A 13,804-nucleotide genomic window follows, 5' to 3' on the forward strand; every position below is an offset into this window, starting at 1 on the left:
GCGCTCACGCCTTCGGCGCGAGCACCAGCAGTTCCCCGACCTCGCACTCCAGCGCATCGCAGATCGCGCGCAGGGTCGAATAGCGGATGGCCCGCGCTCGGTCGTTCTTGAGCACCGACAGGTTCACCACGCTCACACCTACCCGCGCGCTCAGTTCGGTGAGCGTCATCCCGCGCGCTGCAAGCAGCTCGTCGAGGCGGCAGTGGATGCCGGTGTCCTCGTCATCCATCTCTGCGGGGCTCATACCAGCCCCTCCGTCTCTTTCTGCAGCCGTCGACCGTGCTGCAGAACCGCCGAGAAGGCGAACAGCGCGATCACGACCCCGAGCGGCCAGAACTCGAACGGCACGTAGGCCGTCGCCCCAGGAAAGACCAGGATCACAGCGGCGAGCAGCAGCATCACGGCCACCGCTCCGAGGTGGAACATGCTCATACGAGCCCCTCCGTCTCGCGCTGCAGTCGGTAGCCGTGCCGGAACACGGCGGCGAGCGCCGTCAGGACGAGTGCAGCGGCAAACGGCCAGACTTGCACACTCAACTCGAACATCGGCGGCCCGTACGCGTCGTCCTTCCCGAGGGCCGCACGCGCGGCGAGCGTCTGTCCGATCGGCGCCAGCAGATCGTGCAGGATGCCGAGCACGAGAACGATGATCGCGAGTATCCCGAGTGTCCGCGCCACTCGTGGGTCGAAGGGTTCACCTGCCTCGGCACGCCTGGCGATCTGCCATACGGCAACGCCGGGCACAGCCATCAGGATGAGACCGATCAGCGCTGTGAGGAGTAGCAGCGAGCGGAGCCCGGAAGGAAGCCCGGCGATCTGCAGGGTGGTGCCGTCGGACCAATTGCAGATCACCGTCGCCGTGTCGACGGCAGGGGCGCTGCCGTCACAAGGACCGAACTCCGACGGCCGAGAATCGGTGACGTTCGCACTGACGTCCACAATCGGCGCGAACAGGTTCTGATACCCGACGAAGATCACCCCGATGCCGCACAGCACGACCCATCCGAATGACACGGACGAGGCGATCGTGAGGGCGATCGCTCGGTTCCCGGATCTCCTTGCCCCGACTCCGACGACCGATGCGATGAAGCCGAGGATGACCAGCACGAGCAGGATCTGTGACAGCCCGGCCGCGAGGTCTTCAGTGCCGACGGTGAACATCAGACGAGCCCCTCCGTGTCCTTCTCGAGTGCCGCTCCGCGACGGAATGCGTATGTGATCAGGCTCAGCGCCGCGAAGATCGCGAACCCCATCCAATAGCTCAGCGGCGTCGATCCGCCCACCTCGCCGAGACCGACGGCGGAACGCACCCCGCGCCCGATCGCCGAGTCGAGCAAATAGCAGGCCACGGTGCCCAGCAGGACGATCGTGGCCATCCAGGTGAGCATCCGGATGGCCCGGCGGGAGAAGGTGCGACCGCGGGAGATCTCGGCAGTCAGCACGAAGTAACAGGCGATCGCGGCGATGCCTGCGAGCGCCGCGACGACGACGGTCATGACCATCAACGAGACGAGCCCCGCACTGGCATCCGTCACCTCCACGATCCCCTGCGTGACCTGCACGGACGCTCCGGACGGTGCCGAAGGGGAGTCGTAGCTCTCCGGAAGCGCCACTTGCCAGACGATGCCCGCTGGACCGAATGCGATCATCAACCTGGTCACGGCGACCGAAAGCACCCCCACGACTGCCAGCGCCGCGATGATCCCGGTCCACACGAGATTGGCCCCGCGGAACGACCGCTCGACAATGCTCATACCAGCCCCTCCGTCTCGCGCTGCAGCCGCGCCCCATGCCGGAAGATCGCCGCCATCGCGAAGCATCCGAGTGACACGAGCAACGGCCAGTACTCGAGTGAGAGATAGAACGGCACGCCCTCGTCGCTGCCGCCCGGCAGCTGCTGCACGGCGAGGTTCATCGCTAGCTGCTGCAGGATGCTGCCGATCAGACCTGCCCCGAGGACGATGAGGCCCGAGACGCCGAAGGTGCGCGCGACAGTGGGGTGGAAGGGTTCGCCTCCGATGGCCTGCGTCGCGGCGACGGCGATCGCCCATCCGATCGCGAGCGCGGCCGCGGCGACGAAGAGTGTTCCTGCCATGAGAGCCATGTGCACGCCGAGGGAGGCGCCGTAGACGGTGTTGTCGCAGAGGTAGACCGGGCCGGAGGGGGGTGCTGAGGGGGCCTCGCAGGCTGCGCCGCCGGTCGGCAGCTGATCGATCGACATGAGCACCGGATCCTGCAGCTCGATGAAGTCGGCGGAGAACGCTCTCACCACGGTGAGTATGGCCCCCAGCGACCACATGATCAGCCACAGCCGAGCCAGGATCAGTGTCGCCTTCACCGCGACCATCGTGTCGCCGCGCCGTCGCCCCCATACCGTGACGATCAGCACGATCGCTCCGATGACCGCCAGCACCAGCAGGACCACCGAGAGCGTTCCTGGCAGATCGCCTCCGCCGAAGGTCGTCAGCATCAGACGAGCCCCTCTGTCTCGCGCTGCAACCGGCGCCCCACCTCGAACGCGCTGACGATCAGCGCGAGCGCGATTCCCCAGCCGATCGGCGCAGGATCGAGCTGGTATAGCAGCGCCCAGAAGCTGCCGGTGACGGATGCCGGAAGGCTGTCGACGACCTGCGCCCGTGCTATCGCCCCGAGGAAGGGCCCGATCATCCCGGCGACGATCAGCGCGATGGCGGCAGTGGCCAGCACGGGCGCCATCGACCTGCGGAACGCGCGCTGCCGGATCAGCGACAGCCCCAGCCACCACAGCGACATGCACACGATCACCGTCGCGAGCGCCGGCAGAGCCTGCTCGCCGAACAGCAGCCATCGGGTACCGGCATCCAGCGTCTCGAACGACACGACCGACTCGGTGTACTCGGCAGATGCCACGCCCGCGACACCCGCGAGGGAGTCCATCGACGCATCATGCACCGGCAGCAAGACCGGAACGGGCGATCCGAAGATCTCGATCGACGCGTTGATCGCGCCCGTCAGCGCGGCGACGGCGATGCTCACGGCGCCGGTGGCGACCAGCCCGAGCGTGACGGCCTCGGCCATCGAGGGCCTTCCGGTGCGAGTGTTCATGATCAACTCCATAACGACTATCGTTGTTATCGACTTTCGTTAACATAACGACTCTCGATATGCGCGTCAACAGGTGCTCGGCTATGCCTACGGCGAACACGGGCTTACGGGCATCCGCTGGTCGTTACTCTCGGAGTACCGGCATCAGCAGGGGAGTAACCAGCATGTTCGAGAGATTCACGGACCGAGCCCGTCGAGTGGTCGTCCTCGCCCAAGAAGAGGCGAAGATGCTCAACCACAACTACATCGGCACCGAGCACATCCTGCTCGGTCTCATCCACGAGGGCGAGGGCGTCGCCGCCAAGGCTCTGGAGAGCCTCGGCATCTCGCTCGAATCCGTGCGCGAGCAGGTGCAGGACATCATCGGTCAGGGCCAGCAGCAGCCCACCGGTCACATCCCGTTCACCCCGCGTGCGAAGAAGGTTCTCGAGCTCAGCCTCCGCGAGGCTCTGCAGCTCGGGCACAACTACATCGGCACCGAGCACATCCTTCTCGGCCTCATCCGTGAGGGCGAGGGCGTCGCCGCTCAGGTGCTCGTCAAGCTCGGCGCCGACCTGAACAAGGTGCGCCAGCAGGTCATCCAGCTGCTCTCCGGCGCCCCGGGCCGCGAGCCCACCGCCGTCGGCGCCCCGGCGCACGAGAGCCAGCAGGCGCAAGGCGGCTCGCAGGTGCTCGACCAGTTCGGTCGCAACCTCACCCAGGCCGCGCGCGACAACAAACTCGACCCGGTGATCGGGCGCGAGAAGGAGATCGAGCGGGTCATGCAGATCCTCTCCCGCCGCTCCAAGAACAACCCGGTCCTGATCGGTGAACCCGGCGTCGGCAAGACCGCCGTCGTCGAGGGCCTCGCCCAGGCGATCGTCAAGGGCGACGTGCCCGAGACGCTGAAGGACAAGCAGCTCTACTCGCTCGACCTCGGCTCGCTGATCGCCGGCTCCCGCTACCGCGGTGACTTCGAGGAGCGCCTGAAGAAGGTCACCAAGGAGATCCGCACCCGCGGCGACATCATCGTCTTCATCGACGAGATCCACACCCTGGTCGGCGCGGGCGCTGCGGAGGGCGCGATCGACGCTGCCAGCATCCTCAAGCCGTTGCTCGCCCGCGGCGAGCTGCAGACCATCGGCGCGACCACGCTCGACGAGTACCGCAAGTACTTCGAGAAGGATGCCGCGCTCGAGCGCCGCTTCCAGCCGATCCAGGTGCAGGAGCCGAGCCTGCCGCACGCGATCAACATCCTGAAGGGCCTGCGGGACCGTTACGAGGCGCACCACAAGGTGCAGATCACCGACGGCGCCATCGTCGCCGCGGCGAACCTCGCAGACCGGTACGTCGCCGACCGCTTCCTGCCCGACAAGGCCATCGACCTGATCGACGAGGCCGGCGCCCGCCTGCGCCTGTCGATCCTGTCCAGTCCGCCCGAGCTGCGCGAGTTCGACGACAAGATCGCCGCCGTGCGCGAGGCCAAGGAGCTGGCGTCCGAGGAGCAGGACTTCGAGAAGGCCGCGTCGCTGCGCGACCAGGAGAAGGAGCTGCTCGGTGAGCGGCTGCGCCTCGAGAAGCAGTGGCGCTCGGGCGACGTGGCCACCAAGGCCGTCGTCGACGAGGGCCTGATCGCCGAGGTGCTCGCCCAGGCCACCGGCATCCCGGTGTTCAAGCTCACCGAGGAGGAGTCCTCGCGTCTCGTCTTCATGGAGAAGGCGCTGCACCAGCGCGTCATCGGACAGGAGGAGGCCATCGCGGCCCTCTCCCGCACGATCCGCCGCCAGCGCGCCGGCCTGAAGGACCCGAAGCGCCCCTCCGGCTCGTTCATCTTCGCCGGCCCCACCGGCGTCGGAAAGACCGAGCTGGCCAAGGCGCTCGCCGAGTTCCTGTTCGATGACGAGGCCGCGCTGATCTCGCTCGACATGTCCGAGTTCGGTGAGAAGCACACCGTCTCGCGGCTGTTCGGTGCCCCTCCCGGGTTCGTCGGCTTCGAAGAGGGTGGCCAGCTCACCGAGAAGGTGCGCCGCAAGCCGTTCAGCGTGGTGCTCTTCGACGAGATCGAGAAGGCCCACCCCGACATCTTCAACTCCCTGCTGCAGATCCTCGAAGAGGGTCGCCTGACCGACGGTCAGGGCCGCGTGGTCGACTTCAAGAACACCGTGATCATCATGACGACGAACCTCGGTTCGTCGGCGATCGCCGGTGGTCCGGTCGGCTTCCAGGTCGAGGGCAACTCGCAGACGACCTACGAGCGGATGAAGGGCAAGGTCGACGAGGAGCTCAAGCGCCACTTCAAGCCCGAGTTCCTGAACCGTGTCGACGACATCATCGTCTTCCCGCAGCTGGACAAGAGCGAGCTGCGCCAGATCGTCGGCCTGTTCACCAAGCAGCTCGGTGACCGCCTGCTCGACCGCGACATGACGGTGGAGCTGTCGGACGCCGCAAAGGACAAGCTCATCGAGATCGGCTTCGACCCGTCGCTCGGTGCACGTCCGCTGCGCCGCGCCATGCAGCGTGAGATCGAGGACATGCTGTCCGAGAAGATCCTGCACGGTGAGCTGAACCCCGGGGACCACGTGAAGGTGGACGCCGTCGACGGCAAGTTCACCTTCGACGCCGCTCCGCGCGGCGAGAAGGTCTCGGTCGGCGTCAACACCGGTGGCGGCATCACCGCCACGCCGGACCTGGCGGCCAGCTGAACTGACTGACGAAAGAGGACGGATGCTGCGGCATCCGTCCTCTTTCGCATATCCGGGGCTTTCGCAAATGATTGCCTGAGGCAACTAAACGGCGTAGAATGCCGGTATGAGCAGTCCGGAGCAGACCCTGCTGGCGTCGCTCACCCACCTGATGGCACGGTGGTCGTCCGCCGGCACACAGGCGGCCGTCGCCGCTGATGCAGGCGTGCAGATCGACCCCGTCGACCTGCCGCCGCTGTACATGCTCGGACTGGAGGGTCCTGCGCGCGCGAGCGATCTCGCCGCGGCTCTGCGCATCTCGCGCCCCACCGCGACCAAACAGCTGAACAGGCTCGCCGCCGCCGGGTACATCGAACGCGTCCCCGATCCCGATGACCGCAGAGCCAGCATCGTGCGCCTGTCCGCCCGGGGCGTGGAGGTGCACGCGCGCCTCGTCGATCAGGGCGTCGTGATGGTCTCCGCCGCGCTGGCCGGATGGCCGCAGGCCGACGCCGCAGCCTTCGCCGCACAGCTCGCACGATTCGTCGGCGCCCTGGGCGCTTCCGACTCCGGGCACGAACCCGTGCCCGGCCCAGCGCGATCCGCATCCGGATCGCAGAACGGAGAATGAACATGACCCGCACCTACGTCGTGACCGGCTCCGCCTCCGGCATCGGCGCGACCACCGCGCAGCTGCTGCGCGACCGCGGAGACCGTGTGATCGGCATCGACCTGCGCGGCGCCGACATCGAGGCCGACCTGTCGACGAAGCAGGGACGAGCGGATGCCGCGGCCGCGGCGATCGAACTCGCAGGCGGCACCATCGACGCCGTGATCGCCTGCGCCGGCATCTCGGCCCCGATCGCGAAGACGATCTCGGTGAACTACTTCGGTGTCACCGAACTGCTCGAGGCGCTGCTTCCCGCGCTGGCGAAGTCGGATGCGCCGCGCGCCGCCGTCGTGTCGTCGATGGCCTCTCTGCAGCCGAACTCGTCCGACATGGTCGAGGCCGCGCTTGCCGGAGACGAGGCGAAGGCGGTCGGGATCGCCGAGGGCCTCGCGGCACAGGGCCCCGAGATCGGGTACGCCGTGTATCCCTCTTCCAAGCGCGCGCTCGCGCGCTGGGTGCGCCGCGAGTCGATCACCCCGGCCTGGGCCGGCAACCACATCCCGCTGAACGCCGTCGCGCCGGGCACTGTGGTCACCCCGATGACCGCGCCGCTGCTCGCCACCGAGGAGGGGCGCGCGATGGTGGATGCCGCCGTGCCGATGCCGCTGAACAGCCACCAGCCGCCGGAGTCGATCGCGAACCTGCTGATCTGGCTGACCAGCGTCGAGAACACGCACATGGCGGGCCAGGTCATCTACGACGACGGCGGAGCGGATGCCACGCTGCGCGGCGACGACATCTGGTCCTGGAACGACCCGAGCTGATCCGGACGTGAGTGCGCATCTTCGGAGCGCACACCTTGAAACGCCGGGCGGATGCCGCATCCGCCCGGCGTTTCGTCTGCGGCATCCGAACTTCCGCACGGCGTACCCTGGATCCGTGAGTGATTACGCGGTCCGGTCGGCGCGCAGCGGCGACATCCTCGGCATCCATCGCCTGCTCGAGCCGCTCGTCGACCAGCGCATCCTTCTGGGCAAGGACCTCGCCGTGCTCTACGGCGCAGTGCAGGAGTTCGTCGTCGCCGAGGCCGACGGTGAACTCATCGGCTGCGGCGCACTGCATGTCATGTGGGAGGACCTCGGTGAGATCCGCACGCTGCTGGTCCGCGACGACTGGCTGCACCACGGCATCGGTCGCGGCCTGGTCGAGCAGCTCGAGGGGAAAGCCCGAGCGCTCGGGTTGTCGCGGCTGTTCTGCCTCACCTTCGAGACCGAGTTCTTCGCGCGGCGGGGCTTCGAACCCATCGGTGAGCAGGTCGTCGACGCCGACGTGTACTCGCAGCTGCTGCGCTCGGGCGATGCCGGTGTCGAGGAGTTCCTCGACCTCGCGCACGTGAAGCCCAACACGCTCGGCAACACGCGGATGCTGAAGCGGCTGAACTAGCCTGTAAGCATGCCTCGCCAATCCGCCGCCGTGTACCGGCGACGGCGCCTCGTCGTCATCACGCTGGTGCTCGTGCTGGTCCTCGCGATCGGCGGGGGAGTGTGGCTCGCGGTCGCGCAGCCATGGTCCGATCAGGCGGACGCCCCGGTGAAGACCGCCCCAGCGACCTCCCCGACGAAGAAGGGCGAGTCGCCTTCGGCGTCGCCGTCCGAGGATGCCCCGAAGGTCGAGCCCACGCCGAGCGACACGCCCGTCATCAGCGCCTGCACGGCGGCTGACGTCACCGTCGACGCGGTCACGGACGCCACGACCTATGCTGCAGGCAAGAATCCGCAGCTCTCGATCCGCCTGAAGAACACCGGCGCCAAGGACTGCACGATCAACGTCGGCTCCACGACGCAGAAGCTCACCGTCTCCAGCGGGAACGACGTCTGGTGGCGGTCCACGGACTGCCAGAAGGACCCCAGTGACATGATCGTCACGCTGAAGGCCGGGCAGACGGTGAACAGCGTGAAGCCTGTGGTCTGGGACCGCACCCGCTCGTCGGTGAAGACCTGCGGCGAGAAGAACCGCCCGCACGCCCCCGGCGGCGGGGCCTCGTACCACGTGACGGTGTCGATCGGCGGGTTCGACAGCGCCCAGACCGAGCAGATCCTGCTGTACTGATCGACTCGGGACTCCGTCCAGAAAGTACTCAAGATGGGGTGACGGCATCCGATGTTTGGGATACCATTAACCGTGGTCTTGAGATTCATTCAAGCCGGACATGCCATCCCCAGTGGCGTCGACATAAGTGTCCCCAGCGCTTCGACATCGGCTTGATCAAGACCGCGAGGGCCCTCTCGAGTACCCCAGTCCCCAATGGAGGATTCGAGAGGGCCCCACTTCTTCGTGCCGACGCCCTCGCCCATAAGCTGGATGCATGGCGAAGAAGGGTCGGAAGAAGCCGGCGCCCGAGGAGTTCCGCTCCGAGGCGCTCGCGCAGGCGCTCGAGAAGCAGGACATGGCCGCAGTGGCCCTCGCGCTGCGCAACGGCACGACGATCGTGCCGTTGATCAAGCCCGGTGCCAGGGACAACCCCCTCGACGGTGGCGAGGTGTGGACCTACCGCGACCCGAGCACGGGCGAGATCGCGCTGCTGCTGTTCAGCGACGCCCGCAACAAGCCCGTGAATCTGCCGCCCGGCGTCGGCATCTACTCGGCGGCCTGGCTGAAGGCGTTCCTGACCACGCATCGCGAGCGCATCACGACAGTGTTCCTCGACATCGCCGGTCCGCATCCCATGCAGGCTCCGCCCGAGGAGCTGCTCAAGGCGCTGAACGCATGACCTCGTACCGTGCGGTGTTCGACGCGGAGGTCACGTTCTCGAACGGCGGCGGCCTGCAGGCGCAGGGGTTCCGCGTCGACCTGCCGGGGCCTGACGCCACGCCAGAGCTGATCGGCGAACTGTTCGTCGCCTCGCTCGACCTGCTCATGACGGAGACGGTGAGCGTGCACGGCGTGCGCATCATCGAGGAGGAGCACAAGGGCACGCGTGGCGGACCGAGCGATCCGCGGGGCTGACGGCGTCAGAATGCGGGGATGTCGTCCTCGCTGCGGCGGGATGCCGCTCGTGAGCGGACGTCGGTCAGAGCGGCGCGCAGCGACTTCGATCTGTCATCGATGACCTGCTCGTAGCCCAGGCGCGCGGCCTCCGAGCGCCGCTGCGCGGCCTGTGTGACCGGGCGCACCTCTCCCGCGAGCGACAGCTCGCCGACGGCGGTGACGGTCCGCGGCACGGAGAACTGCTGGATCGACCCGGCCACGGCGATCGCTATCGCGAGGTCTGCGGCAGGCTCGGTGAAGCGCACTCCGCCGACCGTCGACACGTACACGTCGACCTCGCCGGCCTTGATGCCCGCGCGCCGCTCCAGGATCGCGAGCACCATCGCCACGCGTGAGGAGTCGAGGCCGTGCACGACACGACGCGGATTCGGGCCCTTCGCGGCGATGGTCAGCGCCTGCACCTCGACCGGCAGCGCACGGCGCCCCTCGAGCGAGATGGCCACGCAAGTGCCGGGTTCGGCCGCGCCCTGCGACAGGAAGAGGCCACTCGGGTCGGGGACCTCCGCGATGCCGGCGCCGGTCATCTCGAAACATCCGACCTCGTCTGTCGGACCGAACCGGTTCTTCAGGGCGCGGATGAACCGCAGCGACGTCTGCCGGTCGCCCTCGAAGTGACAGACGACGTCGACGAGGTGCTCCAGCATCCGCGGACCGGCGACCTGGCCGTCCTTCGTGACGTGCCCGACGATGACGATCGGCAGGTCGCGTTCCTTGGCGATGCGGATCAGAGTGGATGCCACCTCGCGCACCTGACCGGGCATGCCCGCCGCGCCGTCTGACAGCGACGATGACACGGTCTGCACGGAGTCGACGATCACCAGCTGCGGCTGCACCTCGTCGATGTGGCCGAGGATCGTCGCGAGATCGGTCTCGCTGGCCAGGTAGAGCTCGTCGTGCAGTGCACCGGTGCGCTCGGCGCGCAGCCGCACCTGCGCTGCGGACTCCTCGGCGCTGGCGTACAGCACGCGACGGCCGCCACGGGCAGCACGCGCGGCGACCTCGAGCAGCAGCGTCGACTTGCCCACGCCCGGCTCGCCGCTGAGCAGGATCGCCGCGCCGGGGACGATGCCGCCACCCAGCACCCGGTCGAACTCGCCGACGCCGCTGGACCTGCGCGGAGCATCCGTCGTCGTGATCTGCGTGATCGGGCGCGCAGCGCGCGACGCCGTCGGTGCGACGGCGTCGATCCGGCGCAGGATGCCGGTCTGCGCGGCCTGCTCGACCACAGTGCCCCACTGCTGGCACTCACCGCAGCGGCCCACCCACTTCGCCGTCGTCCACCCGCATTCCGTGCATGAGAAAGCAGGGGGAGCGGAGCGCTTGGATGCCATGTCGTAAGGCTATCCGGGGCATCGGACATGTCGGGGATCCGGGTCCTGAGCGAGGAGCGCAGCGACGAGACGAAGGGCGGAAGTCGGTCCGGGGGAGCGCGACGGGATGAGCGGGCCCGGGGTGCGGGACGGGATGAGCGGGTCCGGGGTGCGGGACGGGATGAGTGGGTCCGGGGTGCGGGACGGGATGATCCCTTCGCTCTCGCGGTGGGACCCTCCGTCAGGAGGGCCGGGCGAGCCCGCCCCTCCTGGCGGCCCCTCCCAAGGTTCGCTCCGGGATCATCCCGTCCCGCTGATGCGTCGGGGAAGGCGCGTGGCATCTGGGGAGGAAGGTATTGGGCGGGGGCTTCTGGAGCGCGAGAGCGTCTGGGCCGGGGGAACTGCGATCGCGAGATCAGGGTGATCTCGGGCGGTGTGCAACGATCGGGGGGAATCCGGGAATGACTGGGGTATGAACGACACCGAACTCGATGACCTGCTCGCGCGAGCGGCGCAGCCGCTGCCGATCGCGGCCGACAACCTCGCGGCGGCCGTCGCCGACGACATCGCGCGCGGGACTCGGGCGAGGCGGCGCAGGCGTTGGCTCATCCCGGTGGTGATCGCCGGAGCGTTCGCGCTCACCGCGGGTGCGAGCCTGACGGCGATCCAGCTCGCGGAGTGGCAGGGCGTGTCGATGCCCGAGGGGCACGTGCGCAGCACGGTGCCGATCCCGCTGGAATGGGTGACCGAGGACGGGCACGCCGAGCGGTGCGGTGCGTGGATCGAACTCAGCGACGCCGAGCCGGGCGACCAGGCGGCGCTGGACGACGCGATCCGGGCCCACGACTGGGCGGGCTTCGGGCAGCGACTGTACGATACCGGCGCTCCGGTCGCGGACGACCCCGACGGGTCGGGGCGGACCGATTCTCAACTCGGGCCGGAACTGCGCGCGTTCGCCGAGCAGGCGATCCCCGGTGTGGGCTGGATGGCAGAGGGCGCCGGCCGCACCGCCGTCGCCGCGTACGGGTTCCGCTGCACGACGGACGTGCCGTGAGCGACGACGTTCTGCGCGCCCGGGTCGCCGCGGCCACGCGCGTCCACGCGCCGGCTCTCTTGGCCTCACTCACGCGCCGCGTCGAGCAGCCTCAGGATGCCGCGGACCTGCTGTCCGACACCCTGCTGATCGTCTGGCGCAAGGCCGACCGGATGCCGGCATCCGATGGTGAGGTCCGCCCGTGGATGTTCGGGATCGCGCAGCGTGTGCTGCAGCATCACTGGCGCAGCCGCGCCCGGCGCAGCGCTGTCGTCGAGCGGCTGCGCGAGCAGCTGACAACGCAGTCGGGCTTCTCCGAGGGGCCGGACTTCGACGACCTGCACGCAGCCCTCCGCGAGCTGGATCCGGTCGATCATGAGATCATCGCGCTCGTGCACTGGGACGGCTTCTCGCTCATCGAGGTCGCGGGCATCCTGCGCATGAACGAGAGCACCGTGCGCAGCCGGCACCACCGCGCGCGTGCGCGCCTGCGTGGCATCCTCGCCCGCGAGCCGGCGACGCAGCACAGCACTCGCGCTTGACGGGTTTCTGCAGCTGAGTTCCGCACGAGACCTCGACCTCTTCGTGAGACCCGTGGGCAGAACATGGGTCTCACGGAGAACTCGGGGTCTCGCAGGGAACTCGCGTGGATCTCGCGGTCGGATACCGCGGGCGACCAACCGCCCCGCCTACTTCTTCTTGCCTACGTCCTTCAGCATGCCGGCGACGACCAGCGCGAACGCGCCGACCAGCACCAGGAACCACAGGCCCAGCTGGTACGAGTTCGTCTCGGCGTTGTACGTGGCGCCCATCACCAGCGGCGGGAAGTAGCCGCCCAGACCGCCCGCCGCGGCGACGACGCCGCTGACTGAACCGACCTTGTCCTTCGGCGTGGACGGTCCGATCCAGGCGAACACGGCGCCCATCCCGAGGCCCATGGCTGCCGCCATGAAGATGAACGTGGCACCCGTGACGATGCCCTCCGGCGGCTGCTGGCCCACCACGTACGCGAGGGTGACGATCCCCGCCAGCGAGGTCAGCGCGACCACCTTCGGTCCGAACCGGTCGGCCAGCACGCCGCCGATCGGCCGGGCGATCACCGCGGCGACGGCGAACAGCGCTGTGCGGGTGCCGGCGCCCACAGCGTCGACCTCGTCCGGGTAGATCGTGGTGAGGTACTTCGGCAGGAAGGTCGAGAACGCCACGAAGCCGCCGAACACGATGCCGTAGAGGAACGACATCTCCCAGGTCACCGGGAGTTTCAGCGCGCCGATCACCTTCGGGATCAGCTTCGCGTCGTTGGGCTGCCAGACCGGCGACTCGCGCAGGAAGAACCAGCTCAGCACGGCCATCACGAGCAGCAGCGCCGCGATGAGCAGGTGGGTGGGGAAGTAGCCGATCGCCTCGGCGAGGCGCGGGGTGAAGAACGCCGACACCGCCGTGCCGATCATGCCCATGCCGAACACGCCGTTCGCGAAACCCCTCCGCTCCGGCGGGAACCATGCACTCGAGAACGGCACGCCGACCGCGAAGATCGTGCCGGCGACGCCAAGGTAGAAGCCGGCGAGCAGCAGCAGCGGGAAGCTCTTGATCGATCCGGCCAGCGCTACCAGCAGCACCGCGGGGATCGACAGCAGCAACACGAACGTGAACATCTTGCGTCCGCCGAACCGGTCGGTCATCGCACCGACGACGATGCGGCCGAGAGCGCCGACGAGCACCGGGGTGGCGAGCATCAACGAGATCTGTCCCTCATCGAGACCCATCTGGGTGGCATAGGACTTCTGCAGCGGAGCGATCGCCATCCACGCCCAGAACCCGACGGTGGAGGCGAGCGTGGCGAGAATCACCTGGGTGAATCCGCCCTTGAGTGATGTGTCGGTGGACGGCGTCGCCGAGGATTGCACGCTCATCGAGGGGTCCCTTCCCGAGGTCTTGTGCCAGAGAGTAGCGGGGCGCGGCGGCGGGCACCACCACTTGCGCCGTGTCTAACCGAGGTGAAAGTTCGGGATGGGAATAAACCCGGCGAGCCCTTGCCCCGGTCCAGGGCCGCGGGCAGG

General features: G+C 68.3%; 17 protein-coding genes. 9 read left to right on the forward strand and 8 right to left on the reverse strand.

Features of this window, described 5'->3' with window-relative positions:
• Positions 1 to 4: 4 nt before the first annotated feature.
• Genes ACFVDO_RS10620 through ACFVDO_RS10645 form a run of 6 tightly spaced genes read right to left on the reverse strand, consistent with a single transcriptional unit; the run spans position 5 to position 3,083 of the window.
• Positions 5 to 244: a helix-turn-helix domain-containing protein gene (locus ACFVDO_RS10620; protein WP_378855929.1), complete on the reverse strand. Its 240-nt coding sequence runs from the start codon at positions 242 to 244 to the stop codon at positions 5 to 7.
• Positions 241 to 432, reverse strand: coding sequence for a hypothetical protein (locus ACFVDO_RS10625; RefSeq protein WP_378855927.1), 192 nt, complete (start codon positions 430 to 432; stop codon positions 241 to 243). Before ACFVDO_RS10625 ends, ACFVDO_RS10620 begins: the two co-directional genes overlap by 4 nt.
• Positions 429 to 1,160, reverse strand: coding sequence for a DUF2975 domain-containing protein (locus tag ACFVDO_RS10630; protein WP_378855925.1), 732 nt, complete (start codon positions 1,158 to 1,160; stop codon positions 429 to 431). Before ACFVDO_RS10630 ends, ACFVDO_RS10625 begins: the two co-directional genes overlap by 4 nt.
• Positions 1,160 to 1,753: a hypothetical protein gene (locus ACFVDO_RS10635; RefSeq protein ID WP_378855923.1), complete on the reverse strand. Its 594-nt coding sequence runs from the start codon at positions 1,751 to 1,753 to the stop codon at positions 1,160 to 1,162. The genes ACFVDO_RS10630 and ACFVDO_RS10635 overlap by 1 nt, the downstream gene beginning before the upstream one ends.
• Complete coding sequence (locus ACFVDO_RS10640; RefSeq protein WP_378855921.1) at positions 1,750 to 2,469, reverse strand: hypothetical protein; 720 nt, start codon at positions 2,467 to 2,469, stop codon at positions 1,750 to 1,752. The genes ACFVDO_RS10635 and ACFVDO_RS10640 overlap by 4 nt, the downstream gene beginning before the upstream one ends.
• The gene (locus ACFVDO_RS10645; RefSeq protein WP_378855919.1) at positions 2,469 to 3,083 is read right to left on the reverse strand and encodes a hypothetical protein; all 615 of its coding nucleotides are present in this window, start codon (positions 3,081 to 3,083) and stop codon (positions 2,469 to 2,471) included. Before ACFVDO_RS10645 ends, ACFVDO_RS10640 begins: the two co-directional genes overlap by 1 nt.
• 164 nt (positions 3,084 to 3,247) lie before the next feature.
• Here ACFVDO_RS10645 and ACFVDO_RS10650 point away from each other — a divergent pair, with 164 nt between their 5' ends.
• The 7 genes from ACFVDO_RS10650 (at position 3,248) to ACFVDO_RS10680 (ending at position 9,359) form a co-directional block, all read left to right on the forward strand.
• Positions 3,248 to 5,764, forward strand: a complete 2,517-nt coding sequence (locus ACFVDO_RS10650) for an ATP-dependent Clp protease ATP-binding subunit (protein ID WP_378855917.1) — start codon at positions 3,248 to 3,250, stop codon at positions 5,762 to 5,764.
• A 106-nt stretch (positions 5,765 to 5,870) separates the two neighbouring features.
• Complete coding sequence (locus ACFVDO_RS10655) at positions 5,871 to 6,374, forward strand: MarR family winged helix-turn-helix transcriptional regulator (protein ID WP_378855915.1); 504 nt, start codon at positions 5,871 to 5,873, stop codon at positions 6,372 to 6,374.
• 2 nt (positions 6,375 to 6,376) lie between these two features.
• Positions 6,377 to 7,177 carry an SDR family NAD(P)-dependent oxidoreductase gene (locus ACFVDO_RS10660; RefSeq protein ID WP_378855913.1) on the forward strand — a complete coding sequence of 267 codons (801 nt, stop codon included), beginning with the start codon at positions 6,377 to 6,379 and terminating at the stop codon, positions 7,175 to 7,177.
• Positions 7,178 to 7,292: 115 nt separating this feature from the next.
• Positions 7,293 to 7,796 carry an amino-acid N-acetyltransferase gene (locus tag ACFVDO_RS10665; RefSeq protein ID WP_378855911.1) on the forward strand — a complete coding sequence of 168 codons (504 nt, stop codon included), beginning with the start codon at positions 7,293 to 7,295 and terminating at the stop codon, positions 7,794 to 7,796.
• 9 nt (positions 7,797 to 7,805) lie between these two features.
• Positions 7,806 to 8,462: a hypothetical protein gene (locus ACFVDO_RS10670; RefSeq protein WP_378855909.1), complete on the forward strand. Its 657-nt coding sequence runs from the start codon at positions 7,806 to 7,808 to the stop codon at positions 8,460 to 8,462.
• A gap of 256 nt (positions 8,463 to 8,718) precedes the next feature.
• Positions 8,719 to 9,123 carry a dehydrogenase gene (locus tag ACFVDO_RS10675; protein ID WP_378855907.1) on the forward strand — a complete coding sequence of 135 codons (405 nt, stop codon included), beginning with the start codon at positions 8,719 to 8,721 and terminating at the stop codon, positions 9,121 to 9,123.
• On the forward strand, positions 9,120 to 9,359 hold the full coding sequence (locus ACFVDO_RS10680) for a hypothetical protein (RefSeq protein WP_378855905.1): 240 nt from the start codon (positions 9,120 to 9,122) through the stop codon (positions 9,357 to 9,359). The genes ACFVDO_RS10675 and ACFVDO_RS10680 overlap by 4 nt, the downstream gene beginning before the upstream one ends.
• A 5-nt stretch (positions 9,360 to 9,364) precedes the next feature.
• Here the strand turns inward: ACFVDO_RS10680 and radA are convergent, their stop codons facing one another.
• On the reverse strand, positions 9,365 to 10,732 hold the full coding sequence (gene radA / locus ACFVDO_RS10685; RefSeq protein WP_378855903.1) for a DNA repair protein RadA: 1,368 nt from the start codon (positions 10,730 to 10,732) through the stop codon (positions 9,365 to 9,367).
• Between the two features lie 451 nt (positions 10,733 to 11,183).
• On the opposite strand from radA, the gene ACFVDO_RS10690 reads away from it, so the two are divergent.
• A complete protein-coding gene (locus ACFVDO_RS10690) occupies positions 11,184 to 11,765 on the forward strand; it encodes a hypothetical protein (RefSeq protein ID WP_378855901.1) in 582 nt (193 codons plus the stop codon).
• Positions 11,762 to 12,286, forward strand: a complete 525-nt coding sequence (locus tag ACFVDO_RS10695; protein WP_378855899.1) for an RNA polymerase sigma factor — start codon at positions 11,762 to 11,764, stop codon at positions 12,284 to 12,286. The genes ACFVDO_RS10690 and ACFVDO_RS10695 overlap by 4 nt, the downstream gene beginning before the upstream one ends.
• Before the next feature lie 147 nt (positions 12,287 to 12,433).
• On the opposite strand, the gene ACFVDO_RS10700 is transcribed toward ACFVDO_RS10695, so the two are convergent.
• Positions 12,434 to 13,657 (reverse strand): nitrate/nitrite transporter, encoded by a 1,224-nt coding sequence (locus tag ACFVDO_RS10700; protein ID WP_378855897.1) that lies wholly within the window; start codon positions 13,655 to 13,657, stop codon positions 12,434 to 12,436.
• Positions 13,658 to 13,804: the final 147 nt, after the last annotated feature.

This window comes from Microbacterium sp. NPDC057741, assembly GCF_042798735.1.
In the GTDB taxonomy this organism is placed as follows: domain Bacteria; phylum Actinomycetota; class Actinomycetes; order Actinomycetales; family Microbacteriaceae; genus Microbacterium.

Excerpts from the sequence above, each read along its gene's own strand:
- ACFVDO_RS10680 (WP_378855905.1), top strand. The coding sequence starts at position 9,120 with ATGACCTCGTACCGTGCGGTGTTCGACGCGGAGGTCACGTTCTCGAAC.
- ACFVDO_RS10655 (WP_378855915.1), top strand. The coding sequence starts at position 5,871 with ATGAGCAGTCCGGAGCAGACCCTGCTGGCGTCGCTCACCCACCTGATG.
- ACFVDO_RS10670 (WP_378855909.1), top strand. The coding sequence starts at position 7,806 with ATGCCTCGCCAATCCGCCGCCGTGTACCGGCGACGGCGCCTCGTCGTC.
- ACFVDO_RS10645 (WP_378855919.1), bottom strand. The coding sequence starts at position 3,083 with ATGAACACTCGCACCGGAAGGCCCTCGATGGCCGAGGCCGTCACGCTC.
- ACFVDO_RS10620 (WP_378855929.1), bottom strand. The coding sequence starts at position 244 with ATGAGCCCCGCAGAGATGGATGACGAGGACACCGGCATCCACTGCCGC.
- ACFVDO_RS10690 (WP_378855901.1), top strand. The coding sequence starts at position 11,184 with ATGAACGACACCGAACTCGATGACCTGCTCGCGCGAGCGGCGCAGCCG.
- ACFVDO_RS10640 (WP_378855921.1), bottom strand. The coding sequence starts at position 2,469 with ATGCTGACGACCTTCGGCGGAGGCGATCTGCCAGGAACGCTCTCGGTG.
- ACFVDO_RS10660 (WP_378855913.1), top strand. The coding sequence starts at position 6,377 with ATGACCCGCACCTACGTCGTGACCGGCTCCGCCTCCGGCATCGGCGCG.
- ACFVDO_RS10650 (WP_378855917.1), top strand. The coding sequence starts at position 3,248 with ATGTTCGAGAGATTCACGGACCGAGCCCGTCGAGTGGTCGTCCTCGCC.
- ACFVDO_RS10630 (WP_378855925.1), bottom strand. The coding sequence starts at position 1,160 with ATGTTCACCGTCGGCACTGAAGACCTCGCGGCCGGGCTGTCACAGATC.
- radA (WP_378855903.1), bottom strand. The coding sequence starts at position 10,732 with ATGGCATCCAAGCGCTCCGCTCCCCCTGCTTTCTCATGCACGGAATGC.
- ACFVDO_RS10675 (WP_378855907.1), top strand. The coding sequence starts at position 8,719 with ATGGCGAAGAAGGGTCGGAAGAAGCCGGCGCCCGAGGAGTTCCGCTCC.
- ACFVDO_RS10625 (WP_378855927.1), bottom strand. The coding sequence starts at position 432 with ATGAGCATGTTCCACCTCGGAGCGGTGGCCGTGATGCTGCTGCTCGCC.
- ACFVDO_RS10700 (WP_378855897.1), bottom strand. The coding sequence starts at position 13,657 with ATGAGCGTGCAATCCTCGGCGACGCCGTCCACCGACACATCACTCAAG.
- ACFVDO_RS10635 (WP_378855923.1), bottom strand. The coding sequence starts at position 1,753 with ATGAGCATTGTCGAGCGGTCGTTCCGCGGGGCCAATCTCGTGTGGACC.